The sequence below is a fragment of the Peptoclostridium sp. AF21-18 genome (assembly GCF_003478825.1).
Classification (GTDB): Bacteria; Bacillota; Clostridia; order Peptostreptococcales; family Peptostreptococcaceae; genus Peptacetobacter.
Window position 1 is genome coordinate 32,507 of sequence record NZ_QUGE01000004.1, and the last position, 19,639, is coordinate 52,145.

The 19,639-nt window shown below is 26.9% G+C and carries 16 protein-coding genes; 3 read left to right on the forward strand and 13 right to left on the reverse strand.

All coding sequences use genetic code 11. The annotated features are described in order from the left end of the window. Window positions 1-54: 54 nt before the first annotated feature. From mfd to DWX74_RS03285, 3 genes are all read right to left on the reverse strand, one after another. Entirely contained in the window at window positions 55-3,498 is a 3,444-nt protein-coding gene (mfd, locus tag DWX74_RS03275; RefSeq protein ID WP_118548692.1) for a transcription-repair coupling factor, read from the reverse strand. 108 nt (window positions 3,499-3,606) lie between these two features. Further along, window positions 3,607-4,167, reverse strand: a complete 561-nt coding sequence (gene pth / locus DWX74_RS03280; RefSeq protein WP_006441159.1) for an aminoacyl-tRNA hydrolase — start codon at window positions 4,165-4,167, stop codon at window positions 3,607-3,609. 36 nt (window positions 4,168-4,203) lie between these two features. Continuing rightward, window positions 4,204-4,866, reverse strand: a complete 663-nt coding sequence (locus tag DWX74_RS03285) for a prepilin peptidase (RefSeq protein ID WP_118548693.1) — start codon at window positions 4,864-4,866, stop codon at window positions 4,204-4,206. A gap of 359 nt (window positions 4,867-5,225) precedes the next feature. Between DWX74_RS03285 and DWX74_RS03290 the strand changes: the two genes are divergently transcribed. The 3 genes from DWX74_RS03290 (at window position 5,226) to DWX74_RS03305 (ending at window position 6,942) form a co-directional block, all read left to right on the forward strand. Continuing rightward, the gene (locus DWX74_RS03290; protein WP_118548694.1) at window positions 5,226-5,729 is read left to right on the forward strand and encodes a hypothetical protein; all 504 of its coding nucleotides are present in this window, start codon (window positions 5,226-5,228) and stop codon (window positions 5,727-5,729) included. Window positions 5,730-5,754: 25 nt separating this feature from the next. Beyond that, on the forward strand, window positions 5,755-6,177 hold the full coding sequence (locus DWX74_RS03295; protein WP_118548695.1) for a hypothetical protein: 423 nt from the start codon (window positions 5,755-5,757) through the stop codon (window positions 6,175-6,177). Window positions 6,178-6,471: 294 nt separating this feature from the next. Then, window positions 6,472-6,942: a hypothetical protein gene (locus DWX74_RS03305; protein WP_118548697.1), complete on the forward strand. Its 471-nt coding sequence runs from the start codon at window positions 6,472-6,474 to the stop codon at window positions 6,940-6,942. Window positions 6,943-6,992: 50 nt separating this feature from the next. Here DWX74_RS03305 and DWX74_RS03310 read toward each other — a convergent pair whose 3' ends face one another. The 10 genes from DWX74_RS03310 to purR form a co-directional block, all read right to left on the reverse strand. Beyond that, window positions 6,993-8,129 carry a type IV pilus twitching motility protein PilT gene (locus DWX74_RS03310; RefSeq protein ID WP_158573230.1) on the reverse strand — a complete coding sequence of 379 codons (1,137 nt, stop codon included), beginning with the start codon at window positions 8,127-8,129 and terminating at the stop codon, window positions 6,993-6,995. Between the two features lie 151 nt (window positions 8,130-8,280). Continuing rightward, window positions 8,281-8,949 (reverse strand): ABC transporter ATP-binding protein, encoded by a 669-nt coding sequence (locus DWX74_RS03315; protein ID WP_118548699.1) that lies wholly within the window; start codon window positions 8,947-8,949, stop codon window positions 8,281-8,283. 25 nt (window positions 8,950-8,974) lie between these two features. Continuing rightward, window positions 8,975-10,723 (reverse strand): ABC transporter ATP-binding protein, encoded by a 1,749-nt coding sequence (locus DWX74_RS03320; protein ID WP_118548700.1) that lies wholly within the window; start codon window positions 10,721-10,723, stop codon window positions 8,975-8,977. 40 nt (window positions 10,724-10,763) lie between these two features. After that, window positions 10,764-11,765, reverse strand: a complete 1,002-nt coding sequence (locus DWX74_RS03325) for a radical SAM/SPASM domain-containing protein (RefSeq protein WP_118548701.1) — start codon at window positions 11,763-11,765, stop codon at window positions 10,764-10,766. A 37-nt stretch (window positions 11,766-11,802) separates the two neighbouring features. After that, window positions 11,803-14,244, reverse strand: a complete 2,442-nt coding sequence (locus DWX74_RS03330; RefSeq protein WP_118548702.1) for an FtsX-like permease family protein — start codon at window positions 14,242-14,244, stop codon at window positions 11,803-11,805. A 4-nt stretch (window positions 14,245-14,248) separates the two neighbouring features. Then, window positions 14,249-15,403, reverse strand: a complete 1,155-nt coding sequence (locus DWX74_RS03335; RefSeq protein WP_118548703.1) for a radical SAM/SPASM domain-containing protein — start codon at window positions 15,401-15,403, stop codon at window positions 14,249-14,251. Window positions 15,404-15,471: 68 nt separating this feature from the next. Next, complete coding sequence (locus DWX74_RS11060) at window positions 15,472-15,633, reverse strand: hypothetical protein (RefSeq protein ID WP_158573231.1); 162 nt, start codon at window positions 15,631-15,633, stop codon at window positions 15,472-15,474. Between the two features lie 432 nt (window positions 15,634-16,065). Then, window positions 16,066-17,016 (reverse strand): ribose-phosphate diphosphokinase, encoded by a 951-nt coding sequence (locus tag DWX74_RS03340; RefSeq protein WP_118548704.1) that lies wholly within the window; start codon window positions 17,014-17,016, stop codon window positions 16,066-16,068. A gap of 91 nt (window positions 17,017-17,107) precedes the next feature. Then, the gene (gene glmU, locus DWX74_RS03345) at window positions 17,108-18,511 is read right to left on the reverse strand and encodes a bifunctional UDP-N-acetylglucosamine diphosphorylase/glucosamine-1-phosphate N-acetyltransferase GlmU (RefSeq protein ID WP_118548705.1); all 1,404 of its coding nucleotides are present in this window, start codon (window positions 18,509-18,511) and stop codon (window positions 17,108-17,110) included. A gap of 231 nt (window positions 18,512-18,742) precedes the next feature. Beyond that, the gene (purR, locus tag DWX74_RS03350; RefSeq protein ID WP_118548706.1) at window positions 18,743-19,597 is read right to left on the reverse strand and encodes a pur operon repressor; all 855 of its coding nucleotides are present in this window, start codon (window positions 19,595-19,597) and stop codon (window positions 18,743-18,745) included. Between the last annotated feature and the right edge of the window lie 42 nt (window positions 19,598-19,639).

Consider the following 19,639-nt stretch of genomic DNA (forward strand, 5'->3'; position numbering starts at 1 on the left):
TAATTTTAGTTAATTATCGTACATCTCTATATTATCACGTAGCGATTTTTATTGCTACTTATCTTTATTTTGTTCGTTTTTCTCTTTTTTCTCTTCATCTTCTTTTTCAAATTTTTCCACATATTCTTCTAACAATGCTTGTATTTCTTCAACAACCTTATATCCTACCTTAGATTTTACTCTATATCTCATATAAGGGTTTAAGAACACTTCATTTTTAATTTGATATACTTTTTCGATTTTAAGTTTTTTACAAAGAGATTTTATATATGCTATAGATAATAGTGTCTGAGTAGGTCTTGGTATATCAGAGAATCTATCCTCTAATTCTTCCTGAACCTCGTACATATCTTCTTTGCTGTTGATTGAAGCAATTTTTTTGTACATTTCAATTTTTGCCATCTCATCTTCTATATATCTATCTGGTATATATGCGTCAACAGGAAGGTCTATTTCTACATCTACCTCTACTATCTCAGGCTCGCCCTTAATTTTTCTAATAGCTTCGTTTAACATCTTAACATATAAATCGTAACCTATTACAGCCATATGTCCATGCTGCTGAGCACCTAACACATCTCCAGCCCCTCTTATCTCAAGGTCACGCATAGCTATCTTAAATCCAGATCCAAACTCTGTAAATTCTTTTATAGCTTTTAATCTCTTCTCTGCTATTTCACTGAGGCTTTTATTTCTCTCGTACATCAAGAACGCATACCCCTGTCTAGTACTTCTACCAACACGACCTCTAAGCTGATAAAGCTGAGCAAGCCCCATCTTATCCGCATCATAAATTATCATTGTATTGGCATTTGCAATATCCATACCGGTTTCTATAATTGTAGTGCATACAAGAACATCAAATTCCTTCTGCATAAATGCTATTATAATATCTTCAAGAGTCTTTGAACTCATTCTACCATGTGCAACAGCAACTCTAGCATCTGGAACTAATTTTCTAACCTTGTCTGCAATTCCTTCTATTCCCTCTACTCTATTGTAGACGAAGAATACCTGACCACCTCTTGAGATTTCTTTTTCAATTTCATCCTGAATAATACTATCTCTAGCTTCTGTAACATAAGTTATTACTGGATGTCTTTCCTGTGGCGGCTCTTCTATTACAGTCATATCCCTTATTCCAGATAATGACATGTGAAGAGTTCTTGGAATTGGTGTTGCAGATAGAGTAAGAACGTCTACAGTATTTTTTACCTTCTTTAAAGTTTCCTTGTGCTTAACACCAAATCTCTGCTCTTCATCTATTACAACAAGTCCAAGTTTTGGAAGCTCTATATCTTTAGAAATTATTCTGTGCGTACCTATAAGTACATCTACCATTCCTTTTTTAGCATCTTCTATGATTTTTTTCTGCTGTTTAGGAGTCTTAAATCTACTAAGAACCTCAACTCTTATTGGATAATCTGCAAATCTTTCGCTAAATGTATTGTAGTGCTGCTGTGCAAGTATAGTAGTAGGAACAAGTACAGCAACCTGTTTTCCGTCCATACAAGCTTTAAATGCAGCCCTTATAGCTACTTCTGTTTTTCCGTATCCAACATCTCCACAGATTAATCTATCCATAACTCTTGGAGATTCCATATCCTTTTTAGTATCTTTTATAGCTTTAAGCTGGTCATCTGTCTCCTGATATGGGAATTTATCCTCAAATTCCTTCTGCCAAACAGTATCTTTAGAGAATTTATATCCCTTGATTTTTTCCCTTTTTGCATATAGGTTGATAAGTTCCTCAGTCATATCCTCGATTTCTTTTCTAACTTTAGCCTTTGCCTTTGTCCATTCCTGTGTACCAAGTCTACTAAGTTTGACCTTCTCAGCCTCGGCTCCGATATATTTCTGAACCTTGTCCATCTGGTCAATAGGCACATATAAATTATCTCCATCTCTATAGACTATCTTCATGTAGTCTTTCTTAATTCCATCAACAGTTATCTGATCTATACCTGTATATCTACCTATACCACTGTTTTCGTGAACTACGTAATCTCCAGGATTTAAGTCTAAGAATGAGTCTATTTTCTGTGCATTTGTATTTTTCTTTTTTTTCTTTTTAGATTTTAGTCCACTTCTCTGAACTCCAATCATTTCCTTGTCAGTTATAACAGTGAACTTAATATCTCTATACTGGAACCCCTCGCTAATTGCAGCTTCCATTATTATAGCCTGAGATGATTTTATCTCTGTATCTCTTTTTTTAGCTATCGAAGTTTCAACATCGTATTCAAATAAAGCTTCTTTTAATTTTTTTGCTCTTTCTGAGCTGTTTACTGCAAGAATAATCTTGTGCCCAGAATATTTTAATCTTTGAAGCTCATCCGCAAGAATATCTATTTTTCCATTAAATGATGGCACTTCTCTACTGTCAAAATTCAATATTTCCTTTACATTAAATCCTTTAACAGCCTTTGGTAATAGAGAGTTTATCACTATATTTCTATCACCTATACAGTACTCTAAATCTATATAATTGTAGACTAAATTCCCCTGAGATTTTAGTGCAGTTCCTCTTTCCAAGTTCATCTTATAACTGTCTTTAAATTCCTCAGCAAAATTCTCGCATCTTTCCTTCATTCTAGATATATCATTTATAAATACTATCGCATTTTTGTCTAAGTATTCAAAAATACTCTTCTCTACATCTGGATAGAAGTAGTCTATGTAGTTTTCTATTCCATCGAAGTACTCTTTTCTCGCAATTTTATCTATAACAGCTTCTACATCATCGCTACATACTTTCCCTCTATCTTTTTTCATCCTAGAAACTGTATCTTCAACATTTTCAGGATATATAAATTCCCTAGAAGGAGTAAGTATAAACGATTTCAGCTTGTCTATAGATTTCTGAGAAAATACATCAAATGTTCTTATTGAGTCGATTTCATCATCAAAGAACTCAATTCTTATAGGGTTTTCATATTCAAGTGAGAATATATCAACAATTCCACCTCTAACGCTGAACTGTCCAAACCCCTCTACCTTTGATACTCTCTCATATCCTAAGGAAACTAACTTTGAAGATAGCTCTTCTATATCTACTATATCCCCTACCTTGTATTTAAAAGTATTATCTAATAATACATCTTTAGGTAAGTACTTTCTAAGTATCGCATCTGCAGTTGTAACTAGTATTAACTTTTCTTTTTTTGCCAATTTAAGTAGCGTCTTTATTCTTTTCGCTTCTTGCTTTCTATCTTTGGCATCTAAGTAATAAAATCTTATCTCATCTGAAGTTAAAAGCTCTACCTTATCCTTAACGTAGAATTTTAAATCTTCGTAAATCTTTCTCGCTTCATATTCAGTCGAACCTATAAAAACAATAGGCCTTGAAAGATCCTTGAATAGAGATGAAGATATGTGAGCTTTTTGAGCCTGATTTAGCCCATTTACAAGCAGACATCTTCCCTCTACATCAAGTTTTTCTTTAAGTTTTATATATTCCTTTGAATTCTGAAGCGGATTAAAAAATATATCTCCCATTTTCCTTCGCTCCTTTAATTCTCTATATTATATATTAAATTATTTTCCTTAACTCTAGCTTATTAAGGTATATATTTATTTAAAAGCTACTCTTTACTTTGCTCGTTATTATCCATTGTATTTATTCATAGCCATGTCGATTCCTTCTCTTATCATAGAATCTATAGCTTTTGCAGTTTTTTCAAACCCTTCATTCATAGCTTCGTCCTGTTCTTTTGGCACTCTTGAAAGAACGAAATCAGCTAAATCTCTTCCTTTATCTGGCTTTCCAACACCTACTCTAAATCTTGGGAAATCTTTAGTTCCAAGACACTGAGTTATAGATCTCATACCATTGTGTGTACCTGGGCTTCCTTTTTTTCTTATTCTAAGTTTTCCTACATCTAAATCTATATCATCGTATATCACTATCAGTTTGTCTAAATCTGGTTTATAGAACTGATAAAGGCTAACTACAGACTCCCCACTTAAATTCATATAAGTTGTAGGTTTTACAAGAACAACTTTCTCTGTCCCAACTCTTCCTTCTCCTATTAAAGCCTTGTGTTTTATCTTTGTAACACTTATTCCGTATTCATCTGCTAATCTGTCTATTACTTCAAATCCTGCATTATGTCTAGTCTTTGCGTATTTCTGACCAGGATTTCCAAGTCCTACTATTATATACATTTGTTCATCTCCTTTTTAATCGATTTTTATATTATCCTAAATTATTTTCTCAATTATATCGAGGTAGCACCTTACTATATCAAATCCGAGAATATTCAATATAGCTGTGATAATTATATATGGAGCAAAAGCAATTTTTTTATCCCTATTTCCACAGATAAATCTTATAATCAAAAATATTGCAGAAACAAGAAAAGAGCCCGGTATCAACGATAACGAACTTTTAAATCCAATATTCATAGCACAAAGAGCATACACACCAACATCTCCTGTACCCATCATATTGGTCGCCTTTACTATTAAATATGAAATCAAAGCACATAGCAAACCTGCCAACACACTATCTACTAAGATTTCAACATTTCCATTTACAATTTTAACTACACTCTGAATTATTATACCACTAAAAACAAGAATATCATACACATACATTGTATAATAATCTATTAAACTTATAATAATTGCTAAAACAAAAAATATAAAATAGCCAAATCTATACAAATTATTTGGATAGATTTTAAAAATAGAGATAGTGTATGCAAATGTAGATATTATTAAGAATATCTTCAATTTTTTTATATTGATTTTTTTATAATCTTCTTCTTCGATAAAAGCTTTTACAACTTTTTGTACGGTTGAAGTAATTATTATTGCAAATAAAAATGATAAAAATAAAATCTCAAACTTTTCTAAATCCATCTTTGAATTTTCTCTCCTTATATTTAATTTACTTTCCGTATTAATAAATATTTCTATCAATATTATTTACAATATATTTTCATTTAATACTTTTATTTTATATTTTATTATTTATTAAAATAATTATATCTCATTATATTTTTAATATATAATTTACTATCTTGTTTATTTTTTCATACAAATTACACTATATCTACATTATTATTTCATTTTTGTTTGTATTTTGTTACAAAATAATAGTAATTTTTTAGTATATTTATTTTATAGTTACATAACATTTACAGAAATCGTTTTTTTGTTATTTTTATTTCAATCTATGCTATAATCATAAAAAATAAATTTCAAGGAGGATTTACCCTATGAATATCAAAAAAAATAAAACACTTTATTCTTTATTATTATCTGGAGTATTAATATTTAGTTCATCTGCTCCTATACTAGCAAGTGTTAATGCAGAGGAAGTTACATCTGAAATTCCTTTATTAGAAGAAGTTAGCACTACAGATAATGCAAATTCTGATGTAACTGTAATAAACAATGTTGATGAGTTAGAAAACTACATAGCTGATTATGTATATGAACATAAAGCAGAAATAACACCCTATTATGTTGGTTGGAAAGATGACTTAGTTTCTGGACAAAATTACTGGAATAAATCAAAACAAGGTAAATGTGTTGCTAATGTCATAAATCCTATAACTATAGTTAAAAATGTTATTTTGAACTTAAGTCCTAAAGACGTTAAAAAACTATCAACAACTGCCTTAGCTAAACTCCTTATGAAAAAAGGACTTAGTGAAATGTTATCATACAGTGTTGCCTATGATATAGCTGCTTGTATAAAAAAATATCCATTTAGTTAGAATTATAGAAAATTGGTGATTATTTATGAAATTATTTTTAAAAGATGCTAATGATGTAAAATTAAATTCCCCTGATGAAGTAAAAAAAATTACTAATTCTTTTATAGTATCTGTGATAATTTTATTTATTATTCTTCGCTTTATTTTTTCATATAATATTAATCTATTAATTGAAAATGTTTGGACATTCCAGAATAAATTTTTTAATTTTATTTTATTAAGTTTAATTATAATTTCTTGCATTAATGATATTATTAGATTTATATTTATGAAAATTAATATAAATTCAATACATATAAATGAAAAAGTTATTTCAATTTGTATAATTTTATTATTGATTTTAGATATAGTATCATCATTAATTTTTAATAAAATTGATTATTTTTATATTTTTATAGATTTTTTATTTATTATCGGATTTTTTACAAAGATTATTAATAAAAATTAAAATACTATAATAATATTCATTTATTAAAGTAAAACTTTTAATCAATTATATAAAGAGTTGATTTTTATGAAAAAGAATAATTGTATTAATTTAATCTTAAAATCTATTTTTCGATTTATACAACTTTATCTTATCTTTGCTACTGCAAACGTAGTATTTGATAATAATTTTAACTTATTAAATTTATCCTCTATTTCTTTAGATGATTTAACTTTTGATATACTATTTTTCATTATTATAGTATTTATTGAGTTTAAATATAGATTCTCTTTAAAAGATAAGGAGTGATAGTTCATGTTGTTTGAAAGTTTTTTTGATAAAATAAACGAAAAATATATAGATAAAATAAATTTTGAAAGTGTATTTAAAATTGCTACCTGGGCTATGAGTGCATACATTCCTCTAGCAATTTTTATATCTATTCTTTCTGGCGATAAATCACTAATACTAAAAATCAATAGTCCTATAGCGTATTTTAAAATTTTTATACTTTTTGTATTTTGCTATATTTTATCTTATTTAGCAATAAAGAAAGGACCTTCTAGCAATGACAGTAATATTAATTGGAATAATGTCCTCTTAATTCATTGGGAAGCTATTATTTTAATATATCTTCCAATTAGTTCTTTAGTAGCTATGATTTTTAAAGACTTATCACTTTTAAAACCATATGAACCATTATCATATTTTAAAATATTCATATGTATTGTATTTTCTTACATATTAGCTTATATCAACTTAAAACGTTCTAAGAAAAGAGATTAACACATATAAAAAGACCAACAGATTATCGATTTTAATCCGTCGGTCTTTTATTATCTATTATTTATTTCATCTAAATATATTTCCTCAGAAATAATTCCATCTCTATATAATTTTTCTATCTGATCCTCAAACATCCGCATTCCGTATTTTTTACCAGTTTTTATCATATCATCTATACTCTCATCTTTTCCCTCTCTTATCATCGCAGCTATTGAGTTTGTATTTTTCATAATTTCAAATATAGCTCTTCGTCCATTATTTGCTTTTACAAGTCTTTGAGAAAATACATATCTAAGCTGATTAGCCAAAAGTCCCCTTATCTCTTTATGCCTTTCAGCCTCAAATAGATTCACTATCCTATCTATTGCCTCAGATGCTTTAGATGTATGAACTGTAGATAGTACAAGATGTCCTGTTTCAGATGCAGAAAGCGCAGTTTCAACAGTCTTTTTATCCCTTATCTCCCCAATCATTATAACATCTGGATCTTGTCTTAAAGATGACTTCAATCCTTCTAAAAAATCTACGGTATCTTTTCCACATTCTCTTTGACTTATTATACTTTTATCACTCTTATGCAAATATTCTATAGGCTCTTCCAATGTGATAATGTGTTTCTTTGATGTTTTGTTTATTCTATCTATTATTGCAGCAAGAGTAGTACTTTTCCCACTTCCAGTTGCTCCAGTTATTAATATTATTCCACTTTTTAAATCACCAGAATTACATACTATATCTGGAATATTCAATTCCTTTGCTGTTTTTACATGCCCTGGAATTAACCTAATCGATATACACTCTCCCCCATTCCGTCTATAGATATTAACCCTTATTCTAAAAGAGATTTTATTCTCTTTTTTACATACATCTATGTCATTTTCTATATTATTATTTTTTATATCATCATTTTCTACTTCATTTTCTAAATCTACAAAGTCAAAATCTCTAGAAAAATCTATCTCTCCACATTCTTCATCAAGATATTTTTCATATCTCTTTCTAAACTTAGTTTCTTCACTTCCTATTAAATCGTCGCAAAACTTCCTACAAATATCACTATTTACAACTTTTGATGAATATCTCGTTAGCTCTCCATCAATTCTCAAAGTTATATAATCATTACAAATTATGTGAATATCAGATGCATTAAATCTCTTAGCATTTAAAATTACTTCTTTTATATTCAAAAAATCATCTCCTATAAATTATATTTCTATAATTATTATTTACAAGATATAGTATATTTATTTATCAAAACAAAAAAGGAAACAATTTTAATTATTATACACACCGTATATAACTAAATTGTTTCCTTTTATACTTTTTAAGCTTTACTTTTTATACAATTTTTCCATCACTTATTGTTATTATTCTATCCGCACTATCTGCAATACTTTGATCATGTGTTATCATAAGCAACGTCCGATTAAATTCTTTTACAGTATTTTTTAATAAACTCATAACATCTTGTGTAGTTTTTGAATCAAGATTTCCTGTAGGTTCATCAGCAAATATTATAGCTGGTTTATTTGATAAAGCTCTAGCTATTGCCACTCTCTGTTGCTGACCTCCAGATAATTCATTTGGGAATTTTTTTATCTGTTCTTCAAGACCAACTGCTTTTATTATGCTATTTATATATTCTTCATCTGGTTTACTTCCATCTAAAAGTATAGGCAATATTATATTGTCATACACATTTATAACAGGTATAAGGTTGAAAGATTGGAAAATGAAACCAAATTTTTTACGTCTTATTTCTGATAATTCTTCATTATTATAATCATATATATTTTTACCATCTAAAATGACTGTTCCATCTGTAGGTTTATCTAGTCCTGCCATACAATGAAGTAACGTACTCTTTCCAGATCCAGATGTCCCTATTATCGCTGTAAATTTTCCATCTTCTATTTTTAAACTAACTCCATCTACTGCTTTGACTATATTTTCATTTTTACCATAATATTTTTTTAAGTTTATTACTTCCAAACGAGATTCTTTCATAATCAACACCTCTTTCCAGATTCTTTTATTTAATTGTATCTTCTTGAACAAACATTTTCCTATATACTTTATTATTTTTTAATAATTCTATGTGATTTCCTTCTTCTATAACTTTTCCATTTTCTAACACATATATTTTATCAGCATCTACAATAGTAGAAATTCTATGAGCTATAAATATAACTGTTTTTTCTTTTGTAAATTCTTTTATTGTTTTTAAAACTATTTTTTGAGATATATTATCTAATGCAGAGGTTGCTTCATCAAATATTATTATTTTTTCATTACCTAGTAAAGCTCTAGCTATTGATAGCCTTTGCTTTTGACCTCCAGATAGTTTAACCCCATTTTCACCAATAATTGTATCAAATCCATCTTCCAAATCATCTACAAATTCGTTTATTCTCAATTTATTACAAAGATTTATAAATTTGCCTTCTTCTATATTCTTTCTATTCAAAAGTATATTATTTTTTATTGTATCGTCAAATAGCAATGAATCTTGTGTAACTATTGATATATTTTTTCTCAAGTTTTTTAGATTATATTCTCTTATATCTACATTATTTATATATATTTCTCCATCATCGACATCCCACATTCTAAAAATCAAATTTATAATAGTAGATTTACCACTTCCACTACTTCCCACTAATGCAGTTGTTTCATATGGTTTAAATACAATATTTATACCATCCAAATTTTTATACTCTTTAGTATAAGAAAATGATACATTTTCAAATTTTATTGTACAATTATCATCTTTTTCTATCTTTTTTCCAACATTATTTTGTTGTATTTCTATTGGTTCATCAATGAGTTCAAATATCCTTTCTGCTGATACGAGTGCTTGTTGTATCCTTGTATTTGAATTTACTATCCTTGTACAAGGCATTATAAGTAGTCCTATATATTGTTGAAAAGATATTAGCTCTCCTAAACTTAATTCATTATTTATTATTTTTAATCCACCATAACCAAATATACTTATAATAATAAGCCCACTCATAACATTTATTTCTGATGTATTTTTAGCTATTTTCAAATCCAAGTTAATACATTTATTCGTAAGTATTCTTTGCTCTTTTGTATATCTTTTAAAAAAGTTTTGTTTTGACTTCGATATCACTATATTCATAATATTTGATACATATTCCTGAATTAAATTTGAAATATCTCCATCTTTTTGTCTTATTTCTTTTGTTTTATTTGACAATTCTTTTGAAAATTTTGTTTGAATAACAATTATAATTAATTGTATTACTAATACAATTATTAATAAATCTGGTTGCAAGTTTATTAATATTATAAGTGTTGCTACAGCTGTAATTATATCAATTACTATTGAGAGTAATATTTCTATACCAAAATTTTCTATATTAAATATATCAGAGTTTAAAATACTTATTATATTTCCTGTTTTTATATTGCTATAATAATTTCCAGATAGTTTTGATAAATGTTTTAAAGATCTATTCTTAAGTTTAATAGCAATTCTTTTTTTCATAATAGATTCTAAATAAGTTAGTACTATATTTAAAATTGCTGATATAATTATTACCAACGTATATAAAAGTATAGACTTTATAAGTAAATTGGTATTTTTTAATCCTATAGCATTATCTATTATAGTTCTTGTTATTTGTGGTTCTATAAGATCAAGTCCTGCAATAGTCAACATAATACAAAACAATATTGCTATTAAATATTTATTTCCTTTGACTAAAATACGAACAAACCTAGAAAATAATTTTGTTTTTTTATTATCTTTCATTACAAATTTATTTTCCTTCCTTTAAATATTTATTATTTTATTAAAAATTTTTGTTCTTTAAACTTATTTCATTAGTTTGAAAAAGTATCCCATTAAATCTACATACTATTGGTGATGGTAACTCGAAAGAACCTGTTACAGTTTTATTTATAATTTTACATCTCGTTCCTTCACAATAATCATATAAATCACAATTCCTACAACTAGAAATAACTTTTTTATTTTCATGAATTATCCTATCAATCTTTTCTTTATATATTCCTTCATTTACATTCCCTATAATCATTTCTTCATTACCAATAACTCCAATACAGGGATATATTGTTCCATCGTGATATATGTTCATGCCTATTTCACAATTTCCTAATAAAGTTAAGTCTTTTTCTAATAAATTAGAATTTATATCTCTTTCCGAATAACTATCTTTTATTTTCAATACATTTTTAAATAATACTTCTAAATCTTCCTCATCCCAGTTTTTATCGTTCATATCAGGATGTGCAACTATAGTTTTAAATCCATTTTCCACAAGAAATGAAAAACTTTCATATAATAAACTTGCTGTATCCTTATTAAATGTCATTCTGATTCTTAAATTATCTACTATATCATTAAAAATTTTTGCATTCTTTAATACTTTATTATGGCTTCCTTCTCCATTTTTAAACACTCTAAACTTATCATGTGCTTCTTCATTTCCGTCAATACTTATAGTTAAACCATCAATATCCTTTGATACAATTGATAATATATCCTCATTTAAGATTGTAGCATTTGATGTTGTTGTTATAATTATTTTTTCATTTATTTCTGATTCTATATCTCTTATTTTCTTTATAGAATACTTTAGTTTATCAATTTCTAAAAATGGTTCTCCTCCATGAATAGATATTTTTTTTCTCACTTTTAACTCTTCTTTTAAGAATTCAAGAGATTTATCTATATTTTCATAACTTATAGTATTATTATTTTTACAATTTGTTTCATAACAATATTTACACTTTAAATTACATTTTTCAGTTATTGTGATAGATATACCCATAATCTTTTAAATATCCTTTCTAGTATAATTCTACTTTTTATAATTTAATATTTATATTATTTTTCAAGTTTAAAATAATATAAACAACAATATTTACAAAACAAATAAGCATTAATTTACAAACTTCAAATTTAAAATTATTTACAGAATATCCCATTTTGTAGAAATAATTATATATAGAACATTGACTTAGTACACATATCATCAATGTTATAATTAGACTTGTTATAACAACTATATTAATTTCTCGCTCTATAATCTCTTTTATCTTTCTTCTACTAACACCCAAAATTCTCATCATTTCATAATCATCAGTTCTTATTCTCAAAAATTTATTATATAAAAGAACAAATAATAATATTGACGATATGTAGATGATTATACTCACAGCTTCTAACGCCAGCCCTTGTATATCCGAACTATTTTTTAAAGCTTCCCTTTCTTCATGCTTATCTACAATATTGACATTATAAGCATTCAATATATTATTTATCCCTTCCACTACAGTATTTATTGCTAATTTATCAGATACATTGATACTCATTGTGTTATATGTTATCTTTTTAAATATCTTTTTATACATATCTCTGCTTACAATAATTTGTGGTAAATCATCTTTTGTATAATAATCCCCTGAAAAAGTATATTCATTTGAAAGTTTTTTTATAGGTATTTTTATATTATTTTCATTTTTACCAAAATTGTATATCTCATTTTGAGAGTATTCATTTATTTTTCCATATCCAAAATCTACATATTTTCCTATAAAATCTTTATTCATATTTTCTATCCACTCTATAGGAATATATATTGTAGCTTCAGATTTATTATTATCTATTCCATATTTTTTCGCTGTTTCATCATCAAATGAAAATACAGAACCTTTTATAATAAATGAGTCTTTTTCCTCTTTTATTCCACCTTTTATCGATGTTGTATAATTTTCATTTATTTCATCAGTTAAATTTCTCAAATAGTTTATGCTTTTTTCACTCATATTTTTCTTTTCTAATTTGATATCTCCCATATGCTGAGCCGACACAAGCATATTGCTTACAATATTTTTATTATCTACATTCATATTTTTTATTTTATTATAATCATTTTCAGATATTCCATCGAAATTAAAGTCGCTACTTTCAACCAATATATCGTAGTTATATCCATTTGTATAATCATTTATAAGTTTTTTATTGTGATAATCCATCATTTTTGAATAATAATTTTGAGAGAAATATATTGTATTTGACAGTATAATTATAATTGACATTGCTATTAGTATATTTTTATTTCTTATAGAATATCTTAAAGAAATTTTCTTCATTACATCTTTTTTATTAGATAATTTATCTATAATCTTTATATGTTTAAATTCTCTAATATTTTGTTTATTTTTATTTCCAGAAATAATATAATAATCTATTTTTGAAGATACAATCGCTGCCAAAATTCCTATTACTAAAAAAATAAGAATCGCTTTGTTGTATTCTATTGTATTCATGTCATTTCCTATTAAATTTTGATCAAATAAATACATATATTTTTTTAAAAGGTTTGTTATAATGATTGATATTACTATTGAAAATATTTCTGATAGTAATATAGAAATACTCATTTCTTTTATAAGCATATTTGAAAATGTAGATTTTTTCATTCCTAACATATCCATTATTTTATATTCTTTTTTTCTATATATTAAATTTATATTTGAAAGTATAGTTATTATAAACGTTAAAAAGAAAAATAATATTATATAAGATGTTATATATTCTTTTGAAAAGATTGTACTTTCTTCAATTATTCCATTAACATTTTTATTTTCACGTATGTCATCTTGATTTATTTTACATTTATTAATTAAATAGTCTTTAAAGTTTTTTATGTCTTTCGTGTCCTTTAATTTTATTAATATCTCAGAATTTTCAGGTATTTTATTTTTTTCATTGATATCATATATAATGCAGTTTGCTCTAATTTTATTTGGTGCAATATCGGATATTACAGCACCTATCTTTATTCTTTCTTGTGCTGATTTATTACCTGATACTGTTTTTATATTTATGGTATCTCCTACCTTTGCATTCATAAGATTTGCAACCCATTTTTCTACTATTACGCCATTTGTAAGTTTTCCATATAATATAGATGTTTCAAAATTGTTTAGATAATTTTTGTTTATTTCTTCTACAGGAAACACTTTTTTACCTATTTTTATAATTGACTTTGTATTTGAATACGATATATTTTTTATATTTTTATATGATTTGATTTTTTGATATTCTTCATTATCAATGTTTTTTATTAGTAAATTAAATTCTCCACTATAGCGTTCAGCATCTTTTAATCTGTAATAGTTCATAGTTTCTTTGATATTTAATGAAATAAATAATATGGAAAAAATTATAGTTAAAATAAATATCATCAATTTATTACTTTTTATTTTTGTGAGTGTTAAATTATTTATAACATTTAATTTCATAAATTTAATCCTCCCATATTTCTTTATAAAGATGACTATAAATTTTATTACACATATTATCTTTCATATATTTATTTTTTATCTCTTTTTTACTTCCTGGACACGTCCAACAAAATGGTTCAACTTTACAATCTTTACAATCATCCAAAAATTTTTCATTTACATCAATTTGCTTTTTTATTTTCATACTTTCTAAATCATTTTGTAAAATATTTCCTAATAAAAACTCCTCCTCTGTAAATTGAGGACATGGATAAACATCTCCATTTTCTTTTATAAAAAACTCACTTTTACCTGCTAAACACTTTCTAGCATTTAATTCATACCATTTTTTTTCAAAAAAATCTTCTGGAATAAAAAATATATCTTTATTATTTTTGAATAATTCTATATTTTCCTTTCCTCTACCACTTTCAGAAAAATATCTTGTTTGTGGATAAACGTTTATATCTTTGCAAAATTCAATAAATTTTGCTTGTTCATTATAATTTTTTTCCGAAAATACCATAGAAACTGTTATTTTTTCAAAATCTGCTGATTTTATCTTTTTTATATTATTTATTACTTTAGAAAATACTCCTTTACCTCTTATTTTCGAACAACTTACTTCATCGTAACCATCTATACTTATATCTATTTGATCCACTAATTTTGTTATTATTTTTATATTATTATCATTAAACAAAGTTCCATTTGTAGATAAAATTATTTTACAATGCCCTCTATCTTTTAAGTATTTTAAATATGCTTCTATATTATCTAACATCATTGGTTCTCCACCACTTATCTGTATTACATCTGGATTAAATTCTAAGATTTTATCCAATATTTTATATATTTTTTCTAAATCAATAACTTTATCATTTAATCCATAACTAAAACAACAATGTTTACACAATAAATTACATTTATCTGTTATTTCATATCCTATAAATTTTTCAATGTCATTTTTTCTTATATTATTAGTTTCCTTTATTATATTTTTTAAAAAGATTCTATCTTCATTTTCAAAATCGTTTATACTAATATTTCTTTTTTCTAAATCCAATAAAATTTTATATACTTCATAAGATATTTTTATCCATTTTCCATTATTATTATTGATTAGTATTACTTTACTATCATTTTCTATTATTTTTAAATTATTTAACATTCCCATTTCTATCTCCTTAAATAAATAAAGAGGATGTTAATTTTACATCCTCTTTATTTTAATTTTAAAACATCTTACATATAAGCACTTTTCCAAGAAGGCGGTTTACCATAAGCACTACAATCATTACTACAATCTGAACCTAAGTAGCGATTTGGTTTTCCCACAACATAGCATTTCTGCTTATTTGTTTTTGAGGCTTTAACATTTTTGTTTTTTATTTTCTTTAGTTCCATAGACTTTTCCTCCTATTATTTTTTATATAAACATATAATTATATGAATTTATTTCTGTGATTACGTTTTCTCAAGTATAATATCAAAAATACACATTGTCAATATTTTATTAATTTATTTTTATATTTTATTAAATTTAATATTAAATAATGAATATTTTATTTTATTTTTTTATTTTTATATTTATTTCTCATTAATTATTTTAATTTTTAATAAATTAACCAATGTTTCTATAACCCTATTTTGTTTTTTTATTAACATAAAATTTCGTTATTGTAACATTAATAATGATTATTTTTTATTATTAGAATGAATTTTACATATAAATTCCAAAAAACAAAAAAGAGGAGCTAACTCCAAATAGTACGCCTGTCACCTGAATAGGCGCAAGTACTATTGGAGTTACTCCTCTTCCTACTTACTTATATTCAATTAGAATAATTCACTTACTGATTTGTTGCTGAATATTTTATCTATAGCTTCTGCAAATATAGGAGCTACTGATTTAACTTTTATTTTTTCTATCTGTTTTTCTTCTGGTAACTGTATAGTATCAAGAACAACTAATTCTTTCATTGAAGAATTTTCTATTCTTTCTATAGCTGGACCTGATAAAACAGCGTGTGTACAGCAAACGTAAACATCTTTAGCACCGAATTTTTTAACTGCTTCAACTGCATTTACTATTGTTCCTGCAGTATCTATCATATCGTCAAGAAGTATTACGTTTTTACCTTCAACCTCACCTATTAAGTTCATAACTTCACATACGTTAGGTCTTGGTCTTCTTTTGTCTATTATAGCTATTGGCACTTCACCATTTAATGAATTAGCAAATTTTCTAGATCTTGTAACACTACCAAGGTCAGGAGATACTACTACTAAATCTTCTATATTTTTTTCGTTGAAGTATTCAGATAGTAATGGACCACCTAGTAAGTGATCTAGAGGTATATCGAAGTATCCCTGTATCTGAGATGCATGTAAGTCCATAGTTAAGACTCTATCTGCACCAGCTGCTACTATTAAGTTAGCAACTAATTTAGCTGTGATTGGATCTCTTGCTTTCGCTTTTCTGTCCTGTCTTGCATAACCATAGTATGGTATTACAGCAGTTATTCTTCCTGCAGATGCTCTCTTAAGTGCATCTATCATTATTAATAATTCCATTAAGTTGTTGTTTACCGGACTGTTAGTAGACTGAACAACGAAAACGTCGCAACCTCTTACAGTTTCATTCATATTAACACATATTTCACCGTCGCTGAATGTTCCAACTTCACAGTCAAGAACTGGTACGTTTAACTGTTTAGCTATTTTTTCAGCTAACTCTTTAGATGCGTTACCGGCAAGTATTTTGATTTCGCTACCGCTAGTATTCATATTAGTTAACCCTCCAAACATTTTTTACAATATATAACTATTTAAACCAAAAGTTTAAAAAGAAATCAAATTTAATTAATATCCCAAGATATTATTTTTTGTTTTTTGCTTTTTCTTCAGATAATTTTTTATCTCTAGCTTCTTTTTTATCCATCCAGTTTTCTTTTATGCACTGTCTTTGTCTTGCTATTGCAAGTGCTCTTCCTGGAACATTATCTGTTATTGTAGAACCAGTAGCTATATATCCCTGTTCTTCAACTGTAACCGGAGCTACTAGATTTGAGTTTGATCCTATAAATGCATTGTCTTTTACTACTGATTTAAATTTATGTACACCATCGTAGTTTACAAATACAACTCCACATCCTACGTTTACGTTTTTACCTACTTCAGCATCTCCTATATAAGATAGATGTGATGCTTTAGAACCATCGCCGAATTTAGCATTTTTGATTTCAACGAAATCTCCTACTTTACATCCATTTCCTACATCTGCTTTAGGTCTTAGGTATGCGTATGGCCCAACTTTTGTATTTTCTCCAACTTTAGCTTCTAATAAAGTAGATATTTTTATTTCTGTTCCATCTCCAACTATTGAATCAGTTATTGATGAATTCATACCTATTATACAGTCAGAGCCTATTTTTGTTTTACCAACTAAATTAACTCCTGGGTATACTATTGTATCATTTCCTATTTCTACATCAGCTTCTATGTATGTAGTTTCTGGATCTATCATAGTTACACCATTTGCCATATGGAATTCATTTATTCTTTTTCTCATAGCTTTTTCAGCCTGGGAAAGCTGTAATCTTGAGTTTACACCCATTAATTCTTCTATTGAAGAACCTGCAAATGCTCCAACTTTTAGAGATTTATCTCTCATTACTTTTATAGCATCTGGAAGATAGTATTCTCCCTGTGCATTGTCGTTGTTTATTTCTTTTAAAGCTTCTTTTAGGCTTTTACCGTTGAAGCAGTATATTCCTGAGTTTATTTCTTTTACTAGTTTTTCTTCTTCACTAGCATCTTTCTGTTCTACTATTTTTAGTAGGTCGCCATTTTCATCTCTTATTATTCTTCCATACCCTGTAGGGTCCTCTACTATTGTTGAAAGAACTGTTGTATGGCAGTTGTTTTCTACATGGTATTCAAATAATTTTTTAAGAGTATCTTCCTTTATAAGTGGAGTATCTCCACATAATACTACTATAGTATCTTCGTCTTCTATATATTCTTCAGCCATTCTTACAGCATGTGCTGTTCCTAGCTGCTCTGTCTGCATAACTGTTATTATATCGTCTGAAAGTCTTTCTCTTACGGCTTCAGCTCCATGTCCAAGAACTACTATAGTTTCTTCTACCCCTGATTTTTTAGAAGTATCAACTACATGGTTTACCATTTCTTTACCACATACTTTATGTATTACTTTTGGGTATTTTGATTTCATTCTTGTTCCCTTGCCCGCAGCAAGTATTATTGACTTAAATTTCATTTAACATCTCTCCATTGACTAATTCGTTTATTTTTTTAAAATATTTAATTTAATAAAAAATCGCATTATTATCTTTAAATATATCACTTTTCGTTGAAAATGTACATATATTTTGAAATTGTCCCTTTATTTTATTTTTTTTAAAAGTTCAAAATTCTGTTTATTTATATAATTCAACCTTTACTACACAAAAAGAGACTGCTACAAAATTTATAACAGTCTCAATTTTAATTATTCTTCTTCTAAATTAACGTCTATTATTTCTTCCGATTCAGTATCCGCTAAAATATCTTTATTTGGTTCAACTATTATTTCATTTCCCTGCACATCAAGCTGAATTAATGATATATAGTCCTCAACCATTTTTTCTTCTGGTTTCATAGTAGATATAAATACACCTATTCCTATTACTTCCGCACTAAATTCTTTCATTAGGTCTATCATACCTTTAATAGTTCCTCCACCTCTCATGAAGTCGTCTATTATTATAACCTTGCTATCTGGTTTAAGAGCTTTTCTAGGTAAGCTCATACTTTCTAATTTTCCGCTGTTCCCACTTACATATGTCATACTAAGTGTAGGTCCTTCTGATACTTTTATGTCTTTTCTTATGATTACTAATGGTAAATTCATAGCATTTGCAGTCATAAGAGCCATTGGAATACCTTTAGTTTCCATTGTAACAACATAATCAGCATCAGTATAATCTATATTAGAGGCAAATATCTTTCCTATTTTTGAAACTGTTCCAGGATCATAGATAAGGTCTATTAGGTATAAAAATCCACCTGATAATATTCTTCCTTCATCTTTAATTCTGTTGCAAAGTTCCATTAGAAATTCTGCATTTTCTTGTTTAGATGTTTTTGGTATGTATTTTACTCCACCAGCCGCTCCTGATATTGTTATTACTTTTCCTAAATGTAGTTTTTCAAATACACTTTTAACAACAAGAAGATCTTCACTTATTGTAGACTTAGCTGCATTAAACCGATTTGTAAAATAGCTAAGAGTGTATATTTTGTTCGGGTTATCAGATAGTATCTTTACTATCGCTCCTATTCTTTCCGTTCTTTTAAATTTCATAATCTATTTCCCCCTGCTGATTCTTAATCGCCGTTAAAACTG

Bases quoted from the DNA above. Each gene is read 5' to 3' on its own strand.
- mfd (WP_118548692.1), bottom strand. From the start codon at position 3,498: ATGGGAGATATATTTTTTAATCCGCTTCAGAATTCAAAGGAATATATA.
- pth (WP_006441159.1), bottom strand. From the start codon at position 4,167: ATGTATATAATAGTAGGACTTGGAAATCCTGGTCAGAAATACGCAAAG.
- DWX74_RS03285 (WP_118548693.1), bottom strand. From the start codon at position 4,866: ATGGATTTAGAAAAGTTTGAGATTTTATTTTTATCATTTTTATTTGCA.
- DWX74_RS03290 (WP_118548694.1), top strand. From the start codon at position 5,226: ATGAATATCAAAAAAAATAAAACACTTTATTCTTTATTATTATCTGGA.
- DWX74_RS03295 (WP_118548695.1), top strand. From the start codon at position 5,755: ATGAAATTATTTTTAAAAGATGCTAATGATGTAAAATTAAATTCCCCT.
- DWX74_RS03305 (WP_118548697.1), top strand. From the start codon at position 6,472: ATGTTGTTTGAAAGTTTTTTTGATAAAATAAACGAAAAATATATAGAT.
- DWX74_RS03315 (WP_118548699.1), bottom strand. From the start codon at position 8,949: ATGAAAGAATCTCGTTTGGAAGTAATAAACTTAAAAAAATATTATGGT.
- DWX74_RS03320 (WP_118548700.1), bottom strand. From the start codon at position 10,723: ATGAAAGATAATAAAAAAACAAAATTATTTTCTAGGTTTGTTCGTATT.
- DWX74_RS03325 (WP_118548701.1), bottom strand. From the start codon at position 11,765: ATGGGTATATCTATCACAATAACTGAAAAATGTAATTTAAAGTGTAAA.
- DWX74_RS03330 (WP_118548702.1), bottom strand. From the start codon at position 14,244: ATGAAATTAAATGTTATAAATAATTTAACACTCACAAAAATAAAAAGT.
- DWX74_RS03335 (WP_118548703.1), bottom strand. From the start codon at position 15,403: ATGGGAATGTTAAATAATTTAAAAATAATAGAAAATGATAGTAAAGTA.
- DWX74_RS11060 (WP_158573231.1), bottom strand. From the start codon at position 15,633: ATGGAACTAAAGAAAATAAAAAACAAAAATGTTAAAGCCTCAAAAACA.
- DWX74_RS03340 (WP_118548704.1), bottom strand. From the start codon at position 17,016: ATGAATACTAGCGGTAGCGAAATCAAAATACTTGCCGGTAACGCATCT.
- glmU (WP_118548705.1), bottom strand. From the start codon at position 18,511: ATGAAATTTAAGTCAATAATACTTGCTGCGGGCAAGGGAACAAGAATG.
- purR (WP_118548706.1), bottom strand. From the start codon at position 19,597: ATGAAATTTAAAAGAACGGAAAGAATAGGAGCGATAGTAAAGATACTA.